This is a genomic window from Thauera sp. WB-2 (assembly GCF_027594845.1).
GTDB lineage: Bacteria > Pseudomonadota > Gammaproteobacteria > Burkholderiales > Rhodocyclaceae > Thauera > Thauera mechernichensis.
Genome location: NZ_CP088935.1, coordinates 1375782 through 1399941, shown reverse-complemented (window position 1 = coordinate 1399941; position 24160 = coordinate 1375782). Strand labels below are relative to the sequence as shown.

General features: G+C 65.9%; 20 protein-coding genes. 13 read left to right on the top strand and 7 right to left on the bottom strand.

Going from position 1 to position 24160, the window contains the following annotated elements:
- Nucleotides 1-56: 56 nt before the first annotated feature.
- Nucleotides 57-938, bottom strand: coding sequence for a LysR substrate-binding domain-containing protein (locus LQF09_RS06380; protein WP_270069475.1), 882 nt, complete (start codon nucleotides 936-938; stop codon nucleotides 57-59).
- Between the two features lie 172 nt (nucleotides 939-1110).
- Between LQF09_RS06380 and LQF09_RS06375 the strand changes: the two genes are divergently transcribed.
- From LQF09_RS06375 to LQF09_RS06335, 9 genes are all read left to right on the top strand, one after another.
- Nucleotides 1111-2802 carry a SulP family inorganic anion transporter gene (locus LQF09_RS06375; protein WP_270069474.1) on the top strand — a complete coding sequence of 564 codons (1692 nt, stop codon included), beginning with the start codon at nucleotides 1111-1113 and terminating at the stop codon, nucleotides 2800-2802.
- A 95-nt stretch (nucleotides 2803-2897) separates the two neighbouring features.
- The gene (rplU, locus tag LQF09_RS06370) at nucleotides 2898-3209 is read left to right on the top strand and encodes a 50S ribosomal protein L21 (RefSeq protein WP_270069473.1); all 312 of its coding nucleotides are present in this window, start codon (nucleotides 2898-2900) and stop codon (nucleotides 3207-3209) included.
- Nucleotides 3210-3229: 20 nt separating this feature from the next.
- Nucleotides 3230-3493: a 50S ribosomal protein L27 gene (gene rpmA, locus LQF09_RS06365; RefSeq protein WP_002927597.1), complete on the top strand. Its 264-nt coding sequence runs from the start codon at nucleotides 3230-3232 to the stop codon at nucleotides 3491-3493.
- A gap of 108 nt (nucleotides 3494-3601) precedes the next feature.
- Nucleotides 3602-4798: an Obg family GTPase CgtA gene (gene cgtA, locus LQF09_RS06360; RefSeq protein WP_270069472.1), complete on the top strand. Its 1197-nt coding sequence runs from the start codon at nucleotides 3602-3604 to the stop codon at nucleotides 4796-4798.
- A 37-nt stretch (nucleotides 4799-4835) separates the two neighbouring features.
- Nucleotides 4836-5945 carry a glutamate 5-kinase gene (gene proB / locus LQF09_RS06355; protein ID WP_002927602.1) on the top strand — a complete coding sequence of 370 codons (1110 nt, stop codon included), beginning with the start codon at nucleotides 4836-4838 and terminating at the stop codon, nucleotides 5943-5945.
- Nucleotides 5946-6028: 83 nt separating this feature from the next.
- On the top strand, nucleotides 6029-7255 hold the full coding sequence (locus tag LQF09_RS06350; protein ID WP_270069471.1) for a glycosyltransferase: 1227 nt from the start codon (nucleotides 6029-6031) through the stop codon (nucleotides 7253-7255).
- 165 nt (nucleotides 7256-7420) lie between these two features.
- Nucleotides 7421-10195 (top strand): XrtA/PEP-CTERM system TPR-repeat protein PrsT, encoded by a 2775-nt coding sequence (gene prsT / locus LQF09_RS06345; RefSeq protein WP_270069470.1) that lies wholly within the window; start codon nucleotides 7421-7423, stop codon nucleotides 10193-10195.
- 182 nt (nucleotides 10196-10377) lie between these two features.
- Complete coding sequence (locus LQF09_RS06340; RefSeq protein WP_270069469.1) at nucleotides 10378-11508, top strand: sulfotransferase family protein; 1131 nt, start codon at nucleotides 10378-10380, stop codon at nucleotides 11506-11508.
- An 11-nt stretch (nucleotides 11509-11519) separates the two neighbouring features.
- Entirely contained in the window at nucleotides 11520-12113 is a 594-nt protein-coding gene (locus tag LQF09_RS06335) for a hypothetical protein (RefSeq protein ID WP_270069468.1), read from the top strand.
- A 156-nt stretch (nucleotides 12114-12269) separates the two neighbouring features.
- Here the strand turns inward: LQF09_RS06335 and LQF09_RS06330 are convergent, their stop codons facing one another.
- The 3 genes from LQF09_RS06330 to LQF09_RS06320 form a co-directional block, all read right to left on the bottom strand.
- Nucleotides 12270-13274: an EDSAP-1 family PEP-CTERM protein gene (locus tag LQF09_RS06330; protein WP_270069467.1), complete on the bottom strand. Its 1005-nt coding sequence runs from the start codon at nucleotides 13272-13274 to the stop codon at nucleotides 12270-12272.
- 231 nt (nucleotides 13275-13505) lie between these two features.
- Complete coding sequence (locus LQF09_RS06325) at nucleotides 13506-14597, bottom strand: nitroreductase family protein (RefSeq protein ID WP_002927625.1); 1092 nt, start codon at nucleotides 14595-14597, stop codon at nucleotides 13506-13508.
- Nucleotides 14584-15477, bottom strand: a complete 894-nt coding sequence (locus tag LQF09_RS06320; RefSeq protein ID WP_002943685.1) for a ThiF family adenylyltransferase — start codon at nucleotides 15475-15477, stop codon at nucleotides 14584-14586. The genes LQF09_RS06325 and LQF09_RS06320 overlap by 14 nt, the downstream gene beginning before the upstream one ends.
- 68 nt (nucleotides 15478-15545) lie before the next feature.
- Between LQF09_RS06320 and LQF09_RS06315 the strand changes: the two genes are divergently transcribed.
- Genes LQF09_RS06315 through LQF09_RS06305 form a run of 3 tightly spaced genes read left to right on the top strand, consistent with a single transcriptional unit; the run spans nucleotide 15546 to nucleotide 18784 of the window.
- Complete coding sequence (locus LQF09_RS06315) at nucleotides 15546-16787, top strand: ABC transporter permease (protein WP_270069466.1); 1242 nt, start codon at nucleotides 15546-15548, stop codon at nucleotides 16785-16787.
- A gap of 6 nt (nucleotides 16788-16793) precedes the next feature.
- On the top strand, nucleotides 16794-18008 hold the full coding sequence (locus LQF09_RS06310) for an ABC transporter permease (protein ID WP_002927630.1): 1215 nt from the start codon (nucleotides 16794-16796) through the stop codon (nucleotides 18006-18008).
- A gap of 2 nt (nucleotides 18009-18010) precedes the next feature.
- A complete protein-coding gene (locus tag LQF09_RS06305) occupies nucleotides 18011-18784 on the top strand; it encodes a PEP-CTERM/exosortase system-associated acyltransferase (protein WP_002943692.1) in 774 nt (257 codons plus the stop codon).
- A 62-nt stretch (nucleotides 18785-18846) separates the two neighbouring features.
- On the opposite strand, the gene LQF09_RS06300 is transcribed toward LQF09_RS06305, so the two are convergent.
- The 3 genes from LQF09_RS06300 to LQF09_RS06290 all read right to left on the bottom strand — a co-directional run bounded on the left by LQF09_RS06300 (nucleotide 18847) and on the right by LQF09_RS06290 (nucleotide 23058).
- Nucleotides 18847-20739, bottom strand: a complete 1893-nt coding sequence (locus LQF09_RS06300; protein WP_270069465.1) for a propionate--CoA ligase — start codon at nucleotides 20737-20739, stop codon at nucleotides 18847-18849.
- Between the two features lie 97 nt (nucleotides 20740-20836).
- Entirely contained in the window at nucleotides 20837-22036 is a 1200-nt protein-coding gene (locus tag LQF09_RS06295; RefSeq protein ID WP_270069464.1) for a GGDEF domain-containing response regulator, read from the bottom strand.
- Between the two features lie 26 nt (nucleotides 22037-22062).
- Nucleotides 22063-23058, bottom strand: a complete 996-nt coding sequence (locus tag LQF09_RS06290; RefSeq protein ID WP_270069463.1) for an oxidoreductase — start codon at nucleotides 23056-23058, stop codon at nucleotides 22063-22065.
- 173 nt (nucleotides 23059-23231) lie between these two features.
- On the opposite strand from LQF09_RS06290, the gene LQF09_RS06285 reads away from it, so the two are divergent.
- Entirely contained in the window at nucleotides 23232-24101 is an 870-nt protein-coding gene (locus tag LQF09_RS06285) for an HDOD domain-containing protein (RefSeq protein ID WP_270069462.1), read from the top strand.
- Nucleotides 24102-24160: the final 59 nt, after the last annotated feature.

Genomic DNA, 24160 nt, shown 5'->3' with positions numbered 1-24160 from the left:
CACCCTTGAAAAAACTTCACGCCGGCAAGCCGGGCTTGCACCCTGCCCCCCTCCGCTCAGGGCAGCACGCTTTGCAGCCAGTCTGCAAACGCAGCGCACTCCCAGCGCTCGAGCGCGCCTGGCGTCCAGCAGATGTAATGCCCGAAGGGCGAGTTCATCGGTCGCGCCGACAGGCTGAGCAGGCGGCCGCTGTCGAACCACGCGGCACCGAGCTTGTGGCGCACCAGCGCCACGCCGAACCCGCTCGCCGCTGCATCGTAGACCAAGCCGAGGTCGTTGAACTGCGCGCCGCTGGCCGGTTCTGCGAGCGTGAGTCCGCAATGCGCGTACCAATGCGCCCAGGGCTCGAGCGGGCTGCGAACCAGGCGCACGCGCGTACATTCGGCCTCGTGCTCAAAACCATCGAAGGGGCCGAACTCGTCCAGGAAGGCCGGGCTGCACGCCGGCGTCACCACGTCACTCAGGATCAGCCTGTGCTCGACATCGGCGTAGCCGCCCAGGCCGTAGCGCACCTCCAGGTCGGCCGCCTCGGCGGTCACGTCGCGCAGCGGGATCGATACCTGCAGCGTGAGCTCAATGTCGGGATAGCTGCGCCGGAACAGCTCGAGCTTGGGCATCACGAACTGGCGGCAAAAGGATGGCGTCACCGCGACACGCAGGCGGCGCGGCCCCACCGCGGCGCGCTCGCCGGGCATCTGCTGCAGCGCGGCGAGCGCGGTAGCGACGTGCTGCAGGTAGGCCGCACCCTCGGCAGTGAGGGCAAAGTCGCCACGGCAGAACAATCGCACGCCCATGTGTGTCTCGAGCTGGCGCAGCCGATGGCTGACCGCACTCACCGTCACGCACAGCTCTTCCGCAGCACGGCTCGCACTACGCAGGCGCGCCACCGCCTCGAAGGTGAGCAGGCACTGGATCGGGGGAATGCGGCTGATCGCCATCTGCACGGGGCTCCGGACACGTCGGGGAGGCCTGCATTATGCCCTCGCGGCCCGCGCCGCTCCCACTGGAGAGCGCCAGCGCGGGGGTTTGTCCTTAAAATGTGAGCTCCCGCACCGCTTCGCACTCACGACACGCCTGCCCGCTCGCAGTCACCGCTGCCGCACAGCCCCCATGCCGCCTTCCGTGCGTTTTCTCCCCTTTCTGTCCTGGCCAGCGCAATGGCGGGCGCACGGCGTGCGCGGCGATCTTGTGGCCGGGATCACGGTGGCGCTGGTATTGATCCCGCAAGCGCTGGCCTATGCGAAGCTCGCCGGCCTGCCGCCACAGGTCGGACTTTACGCAGCCCTCCTCCCTGCCGTGGTGGCGGCACTGTTCGGCTCCTGCGGGCAGCTGTCCACCGGACCGGTGGCACTCACCAGCCTGCTCGTCGCGGCCAGCATCGTGCCCCTGGCCGGGCTTGCCGGCGGCGACCTGCTCGGACTCGCCCTCCTGCTCGCGCTGCTGTCCGGGCTCATTCAGCTCGGGCTCGGGCTGATGCGGCTGGGCTGGTTGCTGAACCTGCTCTCGGTGCCAGTGCTGATGGGTTTCGTGAATGCGGCTGCGCTGATCATCTGCCTTACCCAGGTTCCGCCCCTGCTTGGGTTGGCGATGCCCCATTCGCAGCACCTGGTGCTGGACTTCACCCAGGCCCTTGGCGGCCTGACTGCCCCTCACTGGCCGTCGATGGGCTTCGGCCTGGGTAGCCTGGCCGCACTGGTCGCGCTCAAGCGCCTGTGGCCGCGCCTGCCCGGCGTCCCCCTGGTCGTCGCCACCGCCACCGCACTGTCGGCGTGGTCCGGCTTTGCCACCAGCGGCGGCGAGGTGGTCGGCGACATCCCGCGTGGCCTGCCCCTGCCCAGCCTGCCACCGCCGAGCCCGGACCTGGTTGCGGCAATCCTGCCGGCCGCCTTCGTGGTGGCGATGGTCAGCTTCATGGAAGCCGCCTCCAGTGCCAAGCTCATCTGCGGCCGTACCCGGCAGCCTTGGCGACAGGACCAGGAACTCATCGGACAAGGGCTGGCAAAGATATCCGCCGCCTTTACGTCCGGCATGCCCGTGAGCGCATCGTTCTCGCGCTCGGCGCTCAATTATGCAAACGGAGCCCGCACCGGCCTGTCCTCGCTCGTCACTGCCGCTCTGCTGGTACTTACGCTGCTCTACCTGACCCCGCTGCTGTGGCACCTGCCCAAGCCGGTGCTGGCCGCGGTGATCCTGCAGGCCGTGGCCGGCCTGATCGACACCGGGGTGCTGCGACGCGCCTGGCGCGCGAGCAAGGACGACGGTGCGGCAGCCGCCGTCACCTTCCTCGGCACGCTTGCGTTCGCCCCCAACATACAGAACGGCATCTTCACCGGCCTCATCCTGTCGCTCGGGCTGATGGTGTATCGCGGCATGCGCCCGCGCGCAGCCCTGCTCGGCCTGCATGAGGACGGCACCTACCGCGACCGCGAGCGCTTCGGCCTGCCTCACCCCCACCCACAGCTCGTCATCCTGCGCTTTGACAGCCCACTCACCTTCGTCACTGCAGCCACCTTCGAGGACGCCATGCTTGCAGCCGCACGTGCGCAGGACAAGGTACGCATGGTGCTCGTGTCGGCGACCGGCATGAACGACATCGACGCCACCGGCCTGCACACCCTGGCCGGTCTCATCGAGCGCTTCCATGCCCAGGGCCAGGCCATCGCCTTCTGCGGACTGAAGAAGCAGGTCATCGATGCCATGGAGCGCGATGGTCTATGGCCGCGCATCGCCGCCCAGGCCAGCTACCGCACCGAACACCAGGCGCTCGCCGCCTTGCTGCCCGGACTGGCGGCAAGTGACTGAGCAAGCACGCATTGCAGCGCAATGTGCATTGACTTCACGCGCCAGCTCAGTTATCGTGCGCGATTCTTTGCAGACCCATCAACTGGAGTAACACCATGTACGCGGTGATAAAAACCGGTGGCAAGCAGTATCGCGTTGCCGCTGGCGAAAAGATCAAGGTAGAACAGATACCGGCCGACGTGGGTTCCGAAATCACCATCGACCAGGTCTTCATGGTCGGTGAAGGCGAGGCCGTCAAGATCGGCACGCCGGTGGTTACCGGAGCTACCGTCAAGGCGACCGTGGTTTCCCACGGCCGTCACGACAAGGTCAAGATTTTCAAGATGCGCCGCCGCAAGCACTACCAGAAGCACCAGGGGCATCGTCAGAACTACACCGAGCTTCGCATCGAAGCGATCTCGGCCTAAGGCGCAGGGGGTAATCCGACATGGCACACAAAAAAGCTGGCGGTAGTTCGCGTAACGGCCGCGACTCGGAATCGAAACGCCTCGGCGTGAAGCGTTATGGCGGTCAGTTCGTGCTCGCCGGCAACATCATCGTTCGCCAGCGCGGTACCGAGTACCACCCGGGCGACAACGTCGGCATCGGCAAGGACCACACCCTGTTTGCACTCAAGGACGGTGTCGTCAAGTTCGCTGTCAAGGGCGCCCTGCGTCGCCGCACCGTGATCATCGTGCCGGAAGCGGCCTGATCGCACGCGTTCGATCGCATCGCAGTCCAAAAGCCCTATCCACGTGGTAGGGCTTTTTTGTTTCCAGGGCGCGCACTGCTGCGTGTTCCGCTAAGAGGTTGATCAGGCATGAAGTTTTTTGACGAAGCCCGCATCGAGGTCTACGCCGGCGACGGCGGCAACGGCGCGGCCACCTTCCGCCGCGAGAAGTTCATTCCCAAGGGCGGCCCCAGCGGCGGTGACGGCGGGCGCGGCGGCAGCGTTTACGCAGTGGCCGACCGCAACCTCAACACCCTGATCGACTATCGCTACACGCGCAGCTTCCGCGCAGAGCGCGGCGAGAACGGCGGCAGCCGCGATTGCTACGGCAAGGGCGGCGACGACATCACGCTGCGCTTCCCGGTCGGGACGGTGATCAAGGACCTCGAGAGCGGGGACCTCGTCGCCGATCTCGATGAGGACGGCAAGACCGTGCTGATCGCCCGCGGCGGCCGCGGCGGTCTCGGCAACATCCACTTCAAGTCGAGCACCAACCGTGCACCGCGCAAGAAGACGATGGGTCAGGAAGGCGAGTACCGCAACCTGCACCTGGAACTGAAGGTGCTGGCCGACGTCGGCCTGCTCGGCATGCCCAACGCCGGCAAGTCCACCTTCATCCGCAGCGTCTCGGCCGCCAAGCCCAAGGTCGCCGACTACCCCTTCACCACCCTCGCCCCCAACCTCGGTGTGGTACGCACCACCGAGGCGCGCAGCTTCGTGATCGCCGACATTCCCGGCCTGATCGAAGGCGCAGCCGAGGGTGCAGGCCTCGGCCATCAGTTCCTGCGCCACCTGCAGCGCACCCATGTGCTGCTGCACCTGGTCGACCTCGCACCATTCGACCCCGAGGCAGACCCGGTCGCGGACGCCAAGGCGATCGTCGAAGAGTTGCGCAAGTACGACGAGGATCTTTACAACAAGCCACGCTGGCTGGCGCTCAACAAGCTCGACCTCATCCCCGAGGATGAGCGCGAAGCGCGCGTCAAAGCCTTCCTCGACGCCTACGGCCCGGTCGAGCGCCACTTCGAGATTTCCGCCATCAAGGGCGAAGGCACCCAGGGGCTGATCTTCGCCATCCAGGACTTCCTCGACGCCGAGCGCGCCCGCATCGAGGCCGAGCGCGCAGAGCGCCAGGCTGCCGAAGTCGCACGGCTGGCGGCACTGGAAGCGGCACGCGCGGCAGCCGACGCGGCTTTCGAGGAAGAGGCGCTGGGCGAAGACGAGGACGCCCTGCCCGAAGACGATGGCAAGCCCGACGCCGGGAGCGACGCGCCGAGCCAACCCTGACCGACAGAAGCCCATTCAACCGCGCACACGCATCGAAATGAGAACCAAGATCCGCAACGCCCGCCGCCTCGTGGTCAAGGTCGGCAGCGCACTCGTCACCAACAACGGCGCCGGCCTCGACAAGGACGCACTCGACGCCTGGGCGCGCCAGATCGCCGCATTGCGCGCCGAAGGCCGCGAGGTAGCGCTGGTGTCCTCGGGTGCCATCGCCGCCGGCATGCAGCGCCTGGGTTGGGCGAAGCGCCCGCATGAGATGCACAAGCTGCAAGCCGCAGCCGCCGTCGGCCAGATGGGCCTGGTCGAGGCCTACGAGAAAGCCTTCTCGCGCCATGGCCTGCACACCGCGCAGATCCTGCTCACGCACGAGGATCTCTCCGACCGCACACGCTACCTCAACGCCCGCAGCACGCTGACCACCCTGCTCGAGCTCGGTGTGGTGCCGATCATCAACGAGAACGACACCGTGGTCACCGACGAGATCAAGTTCGGCGACAACGACACCCTGGGTGCGCTGGTCGCCAACCTGATCGAGGCGGAGGCGCTGATCATCCTCACCGACCAGCAAGGCCTGTATACCGCAGACCCGCGCCGCGACCCCACTGCGACACTGATCAGCGAAGGCCGCGCCGAAGACCGCCAGTACGAGACCATGGCCGGCGGCGCCGGCACCGGCATCAGCCGTGGCGGCATGATCACCAAGATCCGCGCCGCCCAGCGCGCTGCCCGCAGCGGCGCCCACACCTGCATCGCCAGCGGGCGCGAAGCCGACCCGCTGCTGCGCCTTGCCGCAGGCGATGCGCTCGGCACCCTGCTCTACGCCACCAGCACGCCGCTGCAGGCACGCAAGCAGTGGATCGCAGACCACCTCCAGCTCGCCGGCGACCTCGTCATCGATGACGGCGCCGTCGCTGCCCTCAAGGGTGGCAAGAGCCTGCTGCCGGTGGGCGTGATCGAGGTGCGCGGCGACTTCAAGCGCGGCGCAGCCGTGGCCTGCCGCACATCCGCTGGCGAGGAGGTGGCACGCGGACTGGTCAACTACTCGGCATCGGAATGCAGGCGGATCGCGCGCAAGCCGACGGCAGAGATCGAGAAGCTGCTCGGCTACATCGACGAACCCGAGCTCATCCACCGCGACAACATGGTGTGACGCTAGGCGCGGTACCGGCAACGCGGGGATAATGAGGCCAGCCGCAGCGCGCGGCATCCTTATTCCCGCAACCGGATGCGCCCATGCCCGACCATACGCTGCAATCCGTCCTGCTGCTCGCGGAAGGCTCGACGCTGGCGCACGTTGGCCGCCCCCTGCTCGTCGCGCGCCTGCTCCACAACCACGGCATCCGGGTCACGCTCGCGCGCCCACCTGCCTATTCGTGGATGACCCGGGACGAGCCCTTCACCGTCGTCGACCTGCACACCCAGCCCCCCGCCGAGTTCGCCCGCCGTCTGGATGCGGGCCAGCCGCTGTACGACCTCGACACCCTTGAAGCCTATGTCACGGCCGACCGCGCATTGTTGAGCGGCCTCCGCCCCGATGTCGTGGTCGGTGACTTCCGCCTTTCGCTTTCGGTGAGTGCACGCCTTGAGGGCATCCCCTACGCCACGTTGTGCGATGCCTACTGGAGTCCGGAAGCACCGCTCAAGCTAGCACTTCCGGTCTTTCCGTGGACGCGCTTCGCCCCCATCCAGCTGGCACAGGCCGTGTTTCAACGCGTCGCACCGCTCGCCTTCCGCGTCCACGCCCGTCCGATGGAGCGCCTGCGCCGTCGCCATGGCCTGGGCAGTCTCGGCCACGACCTGCGCCTGTGCTACACCGACGCCGACCTGCGCCTGTTCGCCAACCCGCGCGCCTTGTTTCCAAAGGTGCACGAACATGCGGGCGCCGCCTTCATCGGCCCCCTGGCGTGGTCCCCTGCAGGTGAGGGCGAACTGACCGCACTTAAGCAGGACGGCCACCCTCTTGTGTACGTGACCATGGGCAGTTCGGGCTCCCCGGCGGTACTCGCCGCCCTGCTGCCCGTGCTCGAGCGCTTCGATTGCGACATCGTGCTCACCACCGCAGGCAAGCCACTGCCGATGGGCCTCGACACCGGCCGTGCACGCATCTTCGACTACCTGCCCGGCGACCGTGTGTGCGCCCAGGCCAGCCTGGTGATCTGCAACGGCGGCAGCCCCACCACCAACCAGGCCCTGAGTCACGGCGTACCAGTGCTGGGTATCGCACGCAATATGGATCAGTTCCTGAACATGCGGGCGATTGAAGACTTCGGCGCCGGACTGCTGATGCGCGCGGACCGCGTATCGCCTGTGCTGGCGGCCACTACACTCAGGGCATTGCTGACACATCCGGGCTTCACGCAACGTGCACGCGACCTCCGCTACACGGAACAGGGCATCACAGCAGGTACCGCCGACAGCCTCGTCGGCCACCTCACGAGCCTCACCGGCGCTACCGGCTAGACCACACCGTCTGACGAGTTCACGACGAACGGACACCGTCACCGCGGCATTGCGTCACCCTATGGCGTGCGCCCGCTTTGCTACAATGCTTTTTGACTGTGACCGCCGGGCGCAACCTCGACACGCGCCCACCCCGACACACCCCAAGCCCACCGAGGATGCCGTATGCCGCACCGCCGCCCAAGCACGTCGCTCCGGATCATTGCCCTTGCAAGCCTGCTCGCCCTCGGCGGCTGCGGCAAGGACCTCTCCCCGGACGACTACATCCGCAAGGCTGCGGGCCATATCGACCAGAAAGCCTTCAACGCGGCCTCGATCGAGCTCAACAACGCCTTGCAGCAGGCGCCCCAGAATCTGGAGGCACGCTGGCTGATGGCGCAAGTCGCACTCGAGCTCGGCGACGGCGACAAGGCTGAGCGCGACGCCCGACGTGCCATCGAACTCGGCATTGCGCGCACGGAAGTACTTCCGGTTCTTGCGCGCGCCCTCCTGTTGCAGCAGGACCCCGCGCGCCTGCTCACGGAGACCTCGATCCTGCCGCAGGACGCCTCGCCGGAGGTCCAGGCAACGCTGCTCGCCCTGCGCGGCAAGGCGCTGCTGCTTCAAGGGGAAACCGAAAAGGCGGACGAGCAGTTCGCGCGCGCGCAGGAGATCGACATCGGCAACGTGGATGCGAGCATCGGCGCCGCCTTCGTACTCGCCACACGCGGGCGGCTGGACGACGCCAAGGCGAGCTTGCGTGCGGCTGTCGAACGCCACCCCGACAGTGCAGACGCGTGGGCCTTGCTCGGCGATCTCGAGCTCGAACAGGGCAATTACGAGGCCGCGGAAGCCGCTTACGACAAGGCTGTCGCCAACCGCGCCTATCTCACGCTCGACCGCGCCAAGCGAGCCCATGCAAAACTGTTGCAGAACAAGGTCGAAGAGGCGTTCGCCGACCTCGCGCCGCTGTCAAAGGTTGCGCGCACGTCCTATGTCGCCTACGTGCGGGGCCTGGCCCATTTCCAGCAACAGAAGCTTGTGGAGGCGGCCAACGAGTTCGAGGTCAGCCTCAATGACGACCCCAACTTCATCCCCAACCGCTACTTCCTGGCCACGACGCGCCTGCTGTTGAACCAGCCTGAGCAAGCGCTCGTCCACGCCGACTTCATCCGCTCCCGTGCGCCGCAGTCGCGATCGGCGAACATCCTCGTCGGCGCGGCCCAGGCGGGTCGCTCGGACTTCGCCCTTGCAAAGGCACCGCTCGAAGCGGCACTCAAGGCCAATCCCGACGACACCCTGGCGTTGCAGATGGTCGCATGGACGGCACTTCAGGAAGGCGACGCCCCTCGTGCCCTGCTGCATGCGGAGCGGCTTGCCCGGCTTGCCCCTGATTCTCGCGAATCGCTCAACCTGCTGATGCTGGCTCAACTGATGGCCGGACAGCAGCTTCCCGAACTCGGCGCCGACAGCGAGGACGCCTACAGGACCTCCTTCCTGCTCGCTCTGCAATCCTTCAGGGATCAGCGCTATGACGAGGCGCGCACGCGCATCGCGGCCCTGCGTGCCAGCCACTCCGACCAGCTGGGACCACTCGGCCTCTCTGCCGCCATCGACCTTGCGACCGGTCAATGGGAAAGCGCCCGCGGCATCCTCGAGCAGGTTCTGCAACGTGACCCCGCCAATGCGAGTGCGCGTATCAACCTGGCCAGACTCGCCCTCAACGACCGCGACTTCTCGCGCATCGACACGCTCATCCGCCCCTTGGCCGACCAGCGCCCGAACGACGAAGTGGTCGCACTTCTGCTGGTCGCGGCCGCACACGGCCAGGACAAGCAAGCGGAGGCGAACCGGATCCTCGAGCGCCTGCTGCAACAGAACCCGCGCGCGATCACCGCTCGCAGCCTGCTGGCGCGCCGCCACCTGAATGCTGGCACGCCGGACAAGGCCCTCGCGGTGCTGGGCGAACTCAGCCCCAAGCAGATCGAGACCACCCCAATCTTCCTGGAACTACAGGGCACTGCCTACCTGGCCAAGGGCGATGCCGAAGCGGCACGCACCGCCTTCATGCACCTCAGCCGGATCGCCCCGGATGCGGCTTATGCACGCGTTCTGCTCGCCGAAGCACTCCTGCAGCAGCGGGATTTCCGTGGCGCCCAACGCGAGCTGGCCGAGGCACTCCGCCTCAATCCGCGCCACCTTCCGGCGCGCATCGCCGAGTTGCGCTTCCTGACCCAGTCCACCCAACTCGAGAAAGCGGCCGGCGCCGCCTCGAAACTTGCGGCGGATTTCGGTGAGCTGCCCGAGGTTCTCGCGGCCACCGGTTGGCACGCCTTGGTGACCAGCGACTTCGCAAAGGCCGAGGACCTTCTTGGCAAGGCACTCGAACATTCGCCCCGCTCAGAACTTGCCCAACAGTTCGCCCGCAGCCTTTGGGGGCAGAAGAAGCATGACGACGCCTTCCAGTTCATGAAGCGCTGGCTCACCGACCATCCGGACGATACCGGCATGCTGCTCCATCTTGCCGGCGCCCACCTGGAACTGGACCAGACGACGGAGGCCATCAGCGCCTACCGGAAGGTACTCGAACGGCATCCCGACCATGTCCCGTCGCTGAACAACGTCGCCTGGCTAAGCCGCAAGAGCGCACCCGACGATGCCTTGCGATCGGCGCGCCGAGCCAACGAGCTTGCTCCCGAAGACCCGCACGTCCTCGATACCCTGGCCATGATCCACTTCGAGCGCGGCGACCTGACCCAAGCACGCTGGTTGCTGGACCAGGCACTCAAGTTCAACCCGGAGAGCGGCCAGGTTCGACTGCATGTCGCCCAGGTGCAGGCCGCCCAGGGTGATGCGGCGGGCGCGCGGGCAACACTCGAGAAGCTCATCGTAGACGGCGTCGGCACCCGCTTCGAGGCCGAGGCGCGGGCGCAGCTTGCGGAGATTGGATCACAGCGCTGAGCGCTACGGCTTTCCAAGCGCAGCATCCAGTGGCCTGAGGGCAAGAGCAAGGAGAACCGACCGTGCCATCGAACACACCCCCTCAGCAAAGCTTGCTGGTCAGGACCTGGAACCTGCTGTCGAGCGCCCTCGGGCGATCGGCAAGCCAACCGCTGTCTTCCGCAGCACTCATTGCCTCGGCGATGGAGAAGAGCGGCAGCAAAGTGTCCTTGCCCGCGGATGCCGCAACAGGGCTGGAGCATCTGGTGGGCGCATTGAACGAGTCAGCGGACCTCCATCCGTTCGGTCGCTACTACGTCTCTGAGCTACTCGTCGGCTTGCTGAGCAACCACCTCAAGCTGTTGACCTACCAGGCCGCACACCCGGAGGTCATCAACGCTCCGGTAAGCCGCCCGCTCATCATCCTGGGCCTGCCGCGGTCGGGAACCTCTTTCCTCTTCAACCTGCTCGCATGCGACCCTGAGCACCGCTATCTCAGCAACTGGGAGACAACCGTTTCCCAGATGCCGCCCAGGCAAGCAACAGCCAGGGAGCACGACCCTCGGCGTCGAACCGGACGCTTTCTGATGGCGTTCCAGCGCTATCTCGCACCACAGCTGGAACACATCCACGAGTTCTACCTCGACGGCCCCGAGGAATGCACCCCGATCCTGATGCAGCGCTTCGCAACGCAGGCACTTGCGGGCATGTTCAACGTACCCGGATACTCCACATGGCTCGACCATGTGGACCACCGGCCAACCTACGTGCATCACAGAGGCGCGCTGCAGGTACTGCAAGCCACGTACCCCGCCAAGCGCTGGTTGCTGAAGTCGCCCGACCATCTGGCCGCCCTCGACTGTCTGCTTGACACCTATCCGGACGCCTGCCTGGTTCATCTGCACCGTGACCCGGTGCAGTCGGTTGCCTCCTGGGCCAGCCTCAATGCCGCATTCCGCGGCATATGCGCGTCACGCATCGACAATGCGGAGCTCGGCCAGCAGGTGCTGCAGCGCCTTGCGACGGACATGGACGCATATTTGGCTGCACGCCGACGCCGGCCAGAACACGGCGTTCTCGATATCCCCTACAAGCGCCTCATCGCAGACCCGATGGGCACGGTGTCCGCCATCTACGGTCACTTCGGGCTCGAATTCGGAGGCAGCGCAGGTTCGCAGCTCAGCGATTTTCTCGCCAAGGACCGCGAAAAACCGCGCAGTCATCGCTACACGCCCGAGGACTTCGGCTTGTCGGGCGAGTCGATTCGGGAGCGGTTTGCGGACTACATGAGCACCTTCGACCTAGGGCCGGGCAAGCCAGCCAGCTCTGGTTGAGGCTTCGTCGCATGAGACGCTGGACTCGCAAGGCCCTGCCCCCAAAAGCTCTCGACCGGCTGGCGGTACTCACACCCTGCACCATACTGCTGAGCACCGGGCTGGCACTGGCTGCAGCCCCCCTCGAAAGCGCCGTCCTGCCGACGGCGGGTCTGGCCAGCCTGTGCATCTGCACGCTGCTGGCGCACGCCTGGCGACGCGCCCCGGAGCTGGCTTGCCAGCACACCGGATCAGACGTCCGCTGGATCAAAGCCCACATCATCACTCACGTCGTCCCAGTGGGATTCGCGTTTGCGCACTTGAGCACGGGAACAACCCCGGCACCGGACCCAGCATGGATCGTCGGATTCGCGCTGTTCTTCTACTCGGGGCGGCGCACCTGGCTTGCACTGGAACTGGCGTTCAAGCGCCCGCTCTACGTCATCTTTAGACGCGGCAACAGCGCCATGCTGATCACCACCACCACGCTCGCAGTCGTTGCGCAGCTCGTCGACGCCAACGCGATCAGCAGCTTCGTCGCGCGTGTCCTGTCGATCTACCTGATCATTCACCTCGCCCTTACCGGCCTGGCCGTTGCCCGTATCGATCGCGATCTGGGGCGATGAACGAAACAGGGGGGCCGGTCCGAACGGGGCACAAGGACGTACGAACAACTGCGCACGCACCGCGAACGCAAAGAAGCCGCGGCTCCCTGAGGAACTCGCGGCTTCTTCCACTTGGCGGCCTTGCTTCAGGCTGCCAAGCCAGCACCGATCACAGGATCAGGCGGCCACTTTCTCTTCGCGACGACGACGCAGGCCACCCACACCCAGCGCAGCGAGCGCGCCGCCGAGCAGCACCAGCGTACCGGGTTCCGGCACCTGGGTAACGTTGACACTGGTCAGCGCCGCCAGCGTCAGCGAGTAGCGACCTTCGGTCAGCCCCTGTGCGATCAGCGAGAAGTTGGTGCCAGCCGTGCCCAGGCTGTGCTGAGCGCTTTCGCTCTCAGGACCAACGCCAAGGGTGATGTTCAGCGACTCGCCCTCAGCAGCGTTGCAAGTCAGGCCAAAGCCGCACAGCAGGCCGGTACCGGCGCCATTCGGGCTCCAGACGATGAGCGGGACACCTTCACGCGACAGCGTGAAGTTCGTCGTCAGGTTGGCTTGGGCCAGACCCGAAGTGTAAGGCGGGATGAGCGTGACATCGGCCTTCATTTCCGGATTGGCGACGAAGCTCAAGCTCATCAGCGCCGTGTTGGTGTCGATCACGAAATCGAACGTCCAGGTGGTGTTCGACTGGATGTTCGACGATGCCTGACCTGCACCCGAAACCAGAAGCTCGGCCTCGGCAACCTGCTGGCTTTCCGACGGGAAGCCATTCACCAGCTGGGCGGTGGTGATCTCGGCGTTCGAGTTGGCGTAGGTGCCGTTACCCTGACCGAGCAGCGTGTAGTCGTTGTTGGCGCGCGTGAGGCTGCTGCCCGGCGCGTTGGCGGCATTGACTGCCAGCACCGGCGGCACGGCGCTGCAGTTGCCCAGCAGGCTGCTGCAGGATGCGGCAAAGGCCTGGGTCGAACCGTTCAGCGTGGCGGAATCTTCCACGTTGAAGGTGAAGTTCGGGCTCAGGTTGGTGATGACAGCGCCAGTATTCTGGTTCACAAAACCGATCACCAGGTTGCTGACATCCAGCGACGAACCAGCGTAGACACTCGCCGAGGCCTGGCCAGCCGCACCCATTGCCAGGGCTGCCACCAACGCCGTCGCGAGCGATGTTTTCTTAAGTTTCATAATGTCCTCCGTTATTCAAGTAGTACCGCAGGTATCGAGCGCTCGCGATCAAAGCTACCTTGCCAGCACTGCCGAACCGCTCGGACAACATAAAGCAATCAGCATGCCAGATTTACAAACCCCTTTTCTTTCATCCACTTGAGAAAGCGGCATTACTCAAGCAAACCCTCCAGGCATGATGAGTGTAAAAATTCCCGACACTCACTCGACCAGCCTGAAGGCATGGTGGACCTAGCCCGGAGCCTCCGGGCGCTCGCCAAGCAAGCGTGCCAAGGGCAAGCGCAGCGAGCGCGCATGCGGCGTTGCCGAGCGGCCCACGCGGCAGAAGAACATGAAGGCATCGTCGGACGCAGCCGGGACCAGTTGCTCGAACCGCTCGGCGAGTCGTGCAGCCGCAGCATCGATGCCAGGGTGGGCGGAAAACGAACGTCCGGCACGCGCGTACCAGCGAAAGATGACCGGCGTCATCTCCGGCTGCAGGTGCAGCCCCTGCGCCTCCGCCGCCAGCCACAGCCGCTGCATCGCCACGCCGGCGGCGAGGTAGTCCTCGATACCTTGGGGCGAGCGCGGCGGCAGCAAGAGGATATGGGCGGCGCAGCCGAGCGCAGGCAGCAGGTCAAGCTGGATGCGCGGCGCCACGGTGCCAAACAGATAGCGGTTGAAGAAATCCACCCGTTGCCAGCTCTGCATCACCCAGCGCATCAGCTTGGCGGTGGCGGGATCAACGCCGACTGCCTGATCGGGGATGCGATCGTCGCTGTACCGGGCGTTCCATTCAATGATGCTGCGATGAACCTCGAAGGCCTCGGGCGTGGTCAGCCTGATATGAGCGTTGGCCCACAGCAACCTGCCGACGGCCAGACGCTCGGCGAAGCGCTCGAACAGGCGCAGCCTGAAGGCCGGGCCAACGGCATCGACCAAGGCAGCACGCTGAGCGTCGGTGAGCGGCGTGGTGCGCATCGGCCGGCGCTGAACGACTCGGGTTTCGATGTAGCGCGCGAGCGGATCGGGCTCCACGCTGGCATCGGCGAAGAAGCGCACATCGTAAACGGGGGCATCGTCCGCGCAACCGGGCCGGACGGACCATTCGGTGCGCAACCCTTCGCAGCTGGCCGCCAGGCGCAGGGTCTCGAGCAGCGCGCCATGGGCAATCTGGCTGGCACGACCATCGAAATCATAGAGGACGTGGTCGCGGGTATCGAACCCACGCACCACCACATGGCCCTCGGCCGGGATCTCGAAGCGCCACGGTTGGGTGTTGTCGCCACTGGGCGCCCAGCGCGCGCGTTCGAGGATGCGGTGCAGCTGTTCACGACTTGCCATGCTTGAGCGCCTCCTGCTTCATGCGTTGTAGCTGCATGCGACCAAGCCAGAGGCCGATGCGCTGCAGCGGATTGCGATGCCCACCCGGGCGCCAGGTGCGCTTGAGACGGTTCTGGTAGGCATCGAACTGATACCCCCAGGGCGCCTTGAAGACCTTGCCGCGGCCGAGCAACAGTTTCAAAGCCTCGACTGCGGTGATACCGGCGCACAGCTGGCATGCGGCGATGGTCGAAGGCCCCTTGCGCGCAGCCAGGTCAACCCGCGACGGATCGGCCAGGTAGGCGCGCTGGAGCATGCCCGGCGACAGGCCAAGCAGGAATCGCAGCGCCATCTCATCCTCATCGCAGCCCTCGAGACCAAAATAGTCCTCGAACGACATGCTGTCGGGCGCAAACACGAGCACGGCAGCCCCCATGCCGAGCGGGGCTGCCGTCACCGCTGGAATGCCGCGACGATGACAGGCGGCGAAAACGGCTCGCCGAGCGGCAAAGGCAAAGAAATCCAGACCGTCGACGTAGAGGTCGACGTCCTCCAGAAAGGCATCGAGGCTATCCTCGCCGACTCCCTCGGGAAAGCAGCGCAGATCGACAAGGGGATTGATGTCGCGCGCCATGCGCGCCAGGGCCTCGACCTTGGGCTCGCCCAGCGTGCTCATCATCGCGCCGGCCTGGCGATTGAAGTTGACGATGTCGAAACGGTCAAAGTCGGCGATGCTGAATGCACCGATGCCAAAGCGCGCGAGGGTGAGCAGATGAACGCCACCAACCCCCCCCATGCCAGCAATGGCGATGCGCCGCGAGCGCAAGGTCTGCTGCTCGGCCTCGGTCACCCAGCCGATGTTGCGCGAGAATGCCGCGCTGTAGTCGAATTCTGGCCGCATCTCGGCCCCCTCGTTCCAAGTCCGCCGAGAGGCTATCATAGACTTACTTTTCGACCACACGAACGAGCATGCTCAACGAAGCCGCAAATCGCGCCGCGCGTGCGACGCTGGTCGCAGCGCGCAACCTGTTCCGGCAGCGGCGGCGGGCATTGCTCGCAATGCTCATCATCTGCGGTGGGGTGGTCACCTTCGTGCTGGCGGGCGGATTCATCCACTGGCTGCTCGACAACATGCGCGAGTCGACCATCCATTCGCAGCTCGGCCACATCCAGGTCATCCGTCCGGGCTATTTCAAGAAGGGGCTGGGCGACCCCTACAGCTACCTGCTGCCGTCGGGCACGGAAGCGGTGAGCGCGCAGCCGCCGCAGGGCATGGTCACGATCACGCCACGCTTGTCCTTCAACGGTTTGCTCAGCAGCGGCGACAACACCATTTCATTCATGGGGGAGGGCATCGACCCCGAGCGCGAGGCATTGGTGGGGCGCTCCATCCGCATCGTCGCCGGCAACAACCTGGACGGCACGAATGACAACACCGTGCTCGTGGGGCGCGGGCTGGCTGCCAACGTCGGCGTCCAGCCCGGCGACACCGTGGTGCTGCTGGCGACCACAGCCGAGGGCGGACTCAACGCCGTCGAACTGACGGTGGCGGGCCTGTTCGGCACCACCGTCAAGGCCTACGACGACGCAGCGCTGCGCGTGCCGATCGAGACTGCACGCAAGCTCATGCGAGTCGAGGGAGCGACGAGCTGGGTCGTGCTGCTCGAACGCACGGCCGACACGGACGCTGCACTCGCGTCATTGAAGGCGCGACTCCCCGCCAACGAGTTCGAACCGATTCCCTGGTACGACCTGGCTGACTTCTACAACAAGACCGCGGAGCTGTTCACCCGCCAGGTCGGTGTGGTGCGCATCCTGATCGCGCTGATCGTGGTGCTGAGCATTTCCAACACCTTGTCGATGGCGGTTGTCGAGCGCACGGGAGAAATCGGCACGGCAATGGCGCTGGGCGTGCGCCGTGCGGGCATCCTGCGCATGTTCCTGACCGAGGGGGCGCTGCTCGGAGTGATCGGCGGCGCAGTCGGGGTCGGTCTCGGCTTTCTGCTCGCCACCGCGATTTCGGCAGTGGGCATCCCGATGCCCCCCCCGCCGGGCATGGAGACCGGTTTCACCGGTCGTATCTCAGTTCCCCCGACGCTGGCATGGGAGGCCTTCCAGCTCGCCTTTGCGACCACCCTGCTCGCGAGCATCCTGCCAGCCTGGAAGGCATCGCGGATGAACATCGTCGACGCACTCCGCCACCAGAGGTAAGGCCGCATGCTGATCCGGCTCGCCATCCGCAACCTGCTGCGCCAGAAGATCCGTACCGCGATGACGCTGGCCGCGATCATCTTCGGCGTATCCGGCCTGATCGTGTCCGGCGGCTTCGTGCAGGACATCTTCGTGCAGCTGGGCGAATCGATCATCCACTCGCAGACCGGGCACGTACAGGTGTTCCGCAAGGACTTCCGCGAGAAGGGTACCCGCCAGCCGGAAAACTACCTCATCCCGGACCCCGAGGCCCTGGCCGCACGCATCACTGCGTTGCCCGAAGTCAAGGAGGTCTCGATGCGGCTGAGTTTTGCCGGTGTGCTCAACAATGGCCGGCGAGACCTGGGCATCGTTGGCGAAGGCATCGAACCCGACAAGGAAGCACGCCTGGGTACCGCGCTGGAGATCCTCGCCGGCCGCCAGCTGCGGGATGACGACCTGTTCGGCGCAGTCATCGGCCAGGGGGTGGCGCACGCCATGAGCCTGGAGGTAGGCGACTCCATCGTGCTCGTGCTCAACACGGCCGAAGGCGCGGTCAACACGCTCGACTTCGAGGTGGTCGGCATCTTCCAGAGCTTCTCGAAGGAGTTCGATTCGCGCGCCGTGCGCGTTCCGCTCGCCGCCGCACGCGAGCTGCTCTACACCGACGGCGCCAACATGCTGGTGACGACCCTGCACCGCACCGAGGACACCGCGCGCGCCTATGCGGCAGTAGCCGCGCTGGTCGACCCAGCTCAGTTCGAAGTCTTCGACTGGAAGATGCTGTCGGACTTCTACGAGAAGACGCTCGGGCTCTACGAGCGCCAGTTCGGTGTCCTGCAGGGCATCATCCTGGTAATGGTGCTGCTGTCGGTCGCCAACAGCGTCAATATGGCCGCATTCGAGCGCCAGGCCGAGTTCGGCACCATGCAGGCGCTCGGCAACCGCAGGCGCGACATCTTCCGCCTGCTGGTCGTGGAGAACACGGTTCTGGGGCTGGCCGGCGCCGTGCTCGGCGCGCTGATCGGCATCTTCCTGGCGGTGACCATCTCGGCAATCGGCATCCCGATGCCGCCGCCGCCGAACGCCAATGTCGGCTACACCGCCATGATCCGCGTCGTGCCCTCCGTCGTGCTGGGCGCATGCCTCGTCGGCCTGGTCGCCACCACTCTCGCCGCACTCTTCCCGGCACGACGCGTCGGCGCCACGCCGATCGTCGACCTCCTCAGACAAGGAAACTGAACATGTCTCTCCTTGACCGCTTCAACCTGGGTCACGGCTTCAAGAAGTACTTCGAGCTGATCCCGGCGACCGACCAGGCGACGCGCGATCTCGTGTTCGGCATCCGGCACGAGGTCTACTGCTCCGACCTGCACTTCGAGCCCGAGCGCCCGGACAAGCGGGAGATCGACACCTACGACGCGCACAGCCTTCACTGCCTGCTGCGCACCAGGGACGAACCGCACGAACCCGTGGGCTGCGTACGCATCGTGCTCACCGACCCGGACGATCCCGCCAAGCCCCTGCCATTCGAGCACACCTGCGCTGAGGTGCTCGATCGCCGCATCATCGACCCTGCCGCCCTGCCCCGCGGCCGCATTGCCGAGGTTTCCCGTCTCGCCGTGCGCTCGCGGTATCGCCGCCGGCGCGGCGAAGACCGCGAGGCAGCGCCGATCAACGACGACGACTTCGGTTCGCGCGAACAGCCGCGCTTCCCCTACATCCCGATCAGCCTGTACATGAGCGCCATCGCACTGGCGCACCGTCACGACATCGACACCTTGTTCGTACTCACCGAACCGCGCCTGGCCAGCCACTTCGCCAAGCTGGGCGTGGACATCCGCCGCATTGGCGACGCGGTCGAACATCGTGGTGCACGCGTCCCCTCGGTACTCGACGTCAATAGCGTGATCAAGAACATGCGTTTCATCCTGCGCCCGATCTGGCGTGTCGTGCAGCAGGAAGTCGATGCCGGTCTCGAGCGCGCTCGATCAGGCGAGCACCAAGCCCGGGCCTGAACCCCCCGCACGAAGACAAATGGGGCGCCGAAGCGCCCCATTCAACGCTGACTGAAACGAACTCAGCCCTTCAGCGCCACCTTGATCTGCTCGAGCGTGCTCGGGTCGTCGATGGTGGTCAGGTCGCCCGCGTCGCGACCTTCGGCCAGCGCCTGAATGGAGCGGCGCAGCATCTTGCCCGAGCGCGTCTTGGGCAGGCCGTTGATGAAGTGCACGCGGGCCGGACGGGCGATGGCACCGAGGCTCTCGTCCACCTTCTTCATGACCTCCTTCTCGAGCGCAGCGCGCTTCTCGGCGGTATCGACCGTGCTGGCGTCCTTCACCACCGCGAAAGCCATCGGCATCTGGCCCTTGAGCTCGTCGTGCACACCGACCACGGCAACCTCGGCGATCGCCGGGTGGGTCTGCACCGCCTCCTCGATCTCGCGGGTGCCGAGGCGATGGCCGGCGACGTTGATGACGTCGTCCATGCGGCCGAGGATGGTGTAGTAGCCCTTGTCGTCACGAATACCCCAGTCGGAAGAGGAGTAGACGACCGGGTCCTGGAAGGTGGAGAAGTAGGTCGACACAAAACGTTCGTCCTGGCCCCACACGGTGGACAGGCAGCCCGGCGGCAGCGGCGGCACGATGCCGACGATGCCCTTCTCGTTGGCGCCGCACTCGCTGCCATCCTCGCGGAAGATGCGCAGATCGTAGCCATACACCGGGAAGGCGGGCGAGCCGAGCTTGATCGGGCTGTCTTCCACACCGCGGCAGATGGCGAGCATCGGCCAGCCGGTCTCGGTCTGCCAGTAGTTGTCGATGACCGGGATACCGAGCTCGCGCATGATCCACTCGTGCGAGGTCTCGTCGAGCGGCTCGCCGGCCAGGAACAGGTGCTTGAGCGAGGACAGGTCGTACTTCTTGAGGAAGGCCGGGTCCTGCTTCTTGAGCACGCGCACCGCGGTGGGCGCCGAGAACATGACGCTGACCTTGTACTTCTCGACGATCTGCCACCAGATGCCCGCGTCCGGACGCAGCGGCGTACCTTCGTACATGATCGTGGCCATGCCGCCGATGAGCGGGCCATAGATGATGTAGCTGTGACCGACCACCCAGCCGATGTCGGAGGTCGCGAACATGGTCTCGCCGGCTTCGCCGGTGAAGATGTGCGGCATGGTCGAGGCGAGCGCGACCAGGTAACCGCCGGTGTCGCGCTGCACACCCTTGGGCTTGCCAGTGGTGCCGGAGGTGTACAGGATGTAGCTCGGCTCGGAGGACTCCAGCCACACGACCGGCACCTGGGCATCCATGTGCCGGGCGCGCAGTTCGGCGTAATCGACGTCACGGCCCTCGACGCGCGGGAAGCCCTTGTCCAGGCCGCGGTCGACGATCAGCACCTTGGCCGGCGGGAATTCGGCCAGCTTGCAGGCCTCGTCCACGAGGTGCTTGTAAGGCACCGGCTTGCCGTTGCGCATGCCGGCGTCCGAGCTGACCATCAGCACCGGCTTGGCGTCATCGATACGAGTGGCGAGCGAGCCGGCGGCGAAACCGCCGAACACCACCGAGTGGATGGCACCGATGCGTGCGCAGGCGAGCATCGCGAAGGCCGCCTCGGCGATCATCGGCATGTAGATCAGCACGCGGTCGCCGCGCTTGACCCCGAGGTCCTGGTAGATGGCCGCCATGCGCTCGACCTCGCGCTGCAGCTCGGCGAAGGAATACACCTTCTCTTCGTTGGTCTCGGTCGAGATGTACACCAGCGCGCGGTCGTTGGGGCGCGTGGCGGCGTGGCGGTCCACTGCGTTGAAGCAGAGGTTGGTCTCACCGCCCTTGAACCACTTCACGAACGGCGGCTTCGAAAAGTCGCAGATCTGCTCAGCGGGCTTGTTCCAGTGCACGAGCTGGGCCTGCTCGGCCCAGAACCCGTCGCGGTCTTCGATGGAACGGCGGTGGAATTGCTGGTAATCGGTCATTGCTTCCTCTCCCTTCTATTTTCCCTGTACTGCAAATGACGTGTTGCCTGCACCGCAGCGCCGGGACAGCGCAGCGAAACCTGCGACCACTCCTGCTTCAGATGGAGGTCCGGGTGGACTCCCCGTCATCATCATCACCATCGGCTGCGCTTCTGTTCTTGAGGGCATCGAGATGCCTGAGCGGCAGTCCGCAGTGAGTCTTTGATTCTATCAATTCGAGCAGCGGCATCAGCGCCGCGATGATCTCGGGCAACTGGCGCTCGACCTCGTCGCGCGCACCCGCGCGCACCTGCCTGAGCGCGCCATCGATGCTGACGAGGCGGCCGAGCGCACGCTCGATGGAGTCGGCATCCACCTCGCCGGCATCGGCGACCACGCGATTGCCCCCCGCGGCGCGCGCGGCCGCGGTACGCTTGAGCGCCAGGCCCAATAACTCGCTGACCGCACTGCGCCCGTCCACCACGGCGTTGGCAACGCCTATGCTGAGCGTGATGCGGATGCGCTCCTCGCGGTAGCCCATCACCAGCTTCTCGACGCTGCTGCGCAGGCGCAGCGCAAAGGCACAGCTCGAAACGCGATCGATGCCGGGCGACAGCAGTGCGAACTGCGAGGCCGAGTGCTGCGACAGCGTGTCCTCGGCGCGAATGCGCCCGGTGAGCATCTTCGACAACTTGCGCACGATGAGTTGCACGACGTGCGCGCCGTAGCGATCGACAAGCTCGTCGAACTGGTCGAGCTCGATGACCAGAGCGGCAATGTCGGTCTGGCGGCGCAGCGACTCGGCCTCCACCTGACTGGCACGATGCTGCAGGTAGCCCTCGCTTGCGAGCCCGGTTTCCGGGTCAACCGGACTCTGGCGGGCGAGCGCGGCACGGCTGCGTTCGAGCTCGAGCTGGGCCTTCGACAGGCGCACCAGCGAGGTCAGGGTGGCGAGGAGCTCGACACTGCCCGCCCCTTTGGTGACAAAGCCGTTGGCACCCAGGGTGAGCGCCCGCTCACGGGCAGATTCGTCCTCGTCGCCGGAAATGATGACCACCGGCAGCTCGCGCACCCGCGCCACCTTCGATGCCCGGATGCGCTCGAGCAGGCCGTAGCCATCCAGGCGCGGCATTCCGATGTCGGTGAGCACGAGATCGATGCCCGGATCGACCAGCAATGTCTCCCATCCGGCTTCGCCGTCGGGCTCCTCGCGCACTTCGAAGCGGCCGCGAATGAGCTTGACGATCGTCGCCCGCACCATGCGCGAGTCGTCAACCACGAGGATGCGTGGCAGCTTGTCGTCTTCGCTCGTCACCACCTCGCCCCCGTTTTACCTGTGCCCGCTCAGGCGCCGATGCGGACGACAGTGCGGCCCTTGACGCGGCCCTGGATGAAATCGTCGAAAGCCGCTGGCAAGGCATCGAAGTCGATCGTGCGGGTGACTGCCGCGAGATTACGCGGCTTGAGGTCGGTTGCGAGGCGGTCCCACACGCGCTGGCGGGTCGGAAAACCCATGTAGCCCGAATCGATGCCGAGCAGGCTGACGCCGCGCAGGATGAAAGGGAACACCGTGGTGTCGAGCTTGAAGCTGGCCGCATTGCCGATGCTCGCCACCGTGCCCGCCTGCTTCATGGTCGCCAGCACCCAGTGCAGCACCGGACCGCCGACGTTGTCCACCGCCCCCGCCCACTGCGCGGCTTCGAGCGGGCGCACCTTGTCGAGATCGATCTCCGATCGCAGCTTGATCTCGGCCGCACCGAGCATCTTCAGGTAGTCGGCCTCGGCCTCCTTGCCGGTGAGTGCAACCACGTGGTACCCGAGGTTGGCCAGCATGTCGATCGCCAGCCCGCCGACGCCACCGGTGGCCCCGGTGACGATGACCGGGCCGTTGGCAGGCGCGAGGCCGTTGTCCTCCATGCGCACCACGCCGAGCGCGGCGGTGAAGCCCGCCGTACCAAGGGCCATGGCTTCGAACAGGTCCAGCCCCGCAGGCAGGGGCACGACCCAGCCCGCGGGCACGCGCGCATATTCCGCATAGCCGCCGTGATGCGCGACACCGATGTCGAAGCTGGTGGCGATGACCTTGTCACCGGCCTTGAAGCGCGCATCGGCACTGTCCACAACCTCGCCGCACAGGTCGATGCCGCCCACGCAGGGAAAGCGCCGGATGATCTTGCCCGCCCCGGTAGCCGCCAGCGCATCCTTGTAGTTGATGCTGGAGTAATGGACGCGGATGGTCACCTCGCCAGCGTCGAGCTGCTCGGGCGCAAGCGCACCCATGCGGCTGACAACCTTGCGGTTCTCGTCCTGGTCGATCACGAAGGCCTTGAAGGGGGTCATGCGGACGTCTCCTGTGTGTTCGTAGCGTGGCCGTGAGGCCATTTCGACGCCGTAATTATAGCTCCAAGCGACGGGCGGACCATTGGCCTGCCGCATGCCCCCAGGCAGCCCTTCAGTTCCGCCCGCCGGAGGCCGATAATGCAGCACAACACACGCCTTCTGCAGAGGTCCGCATGTCTTCGCTGTCACAGGCCCTGCCATCCGTGCAGGCCTATGTCGATCATTTCTCGGCCCAGCCCCTGCCGGTGCTGCGGCGGACGATGCTCGACCTTGCCGCGCTGCGTGACAGCGGGGAGTCTGTCGGTGCCAAGCAGCTCGCCAGCGTGGTGCTCTCCGACCCGCTGCTGACGATGCGACTGCTCACCCACATCGAACGCAACCGGCGCGAATCGCAGAACCACGACATCACCACCATCGAACGCGCGGTGATGATGCTCGGCATCGAGCCTTTCTTCAGCACCTTCGGCGACCTGCCGACTGTCGAGGCAACACTGGCAAGCCAGCCCAAGGCCCTGGTTGGAGTGCTCAAGGTGATCGGGCGCGCGCGCCGGGTCGCCGACTACGCACGCGATTTCGCCATTCAGCGCCGCGATCTAGACGTACAGGAAATCACCGTCGCCGCCCTGCTGCACGAAGCGACCGAGATCGTTTGCTGGATCCACGCTCCGGCTCTCGCCCTGAGGGTTCAGGAACAGCTGGTGGCATCTCGCGGTCTGCGTAGCGCAGAAGCCCAGCGCGATGTGCTGGGCGCCACCGCCGCACAGATCCAGCTCGGCTTGATCCGTGCCTGGCGCCTGCCGCAACTCCTCGTCCAGCTGCTCGACGACAGCCAGCAGGACAACCCCAGGGTACGCACGATCAAGCTCGCCGCCGACCTTGCCCGGCACCTTGCCCGTGGCTGGGACGACCCTGCCCTGCCCGACGACCTGGCCGCCATCGAAGCCCTGCTGCACCTCGGCCGCGAACCCCTGCTCCTGCGCCTCGGTGCACCTGAGGAGGCGCGCGCACGCCTGCTGCCTCCAGAGCCCGCGGAGCCTGCCTGACGCACACGCCACCGTGCCCGCGCCGTTGCGCGGCAGGCGTGTCATGTGTAACAGGATTG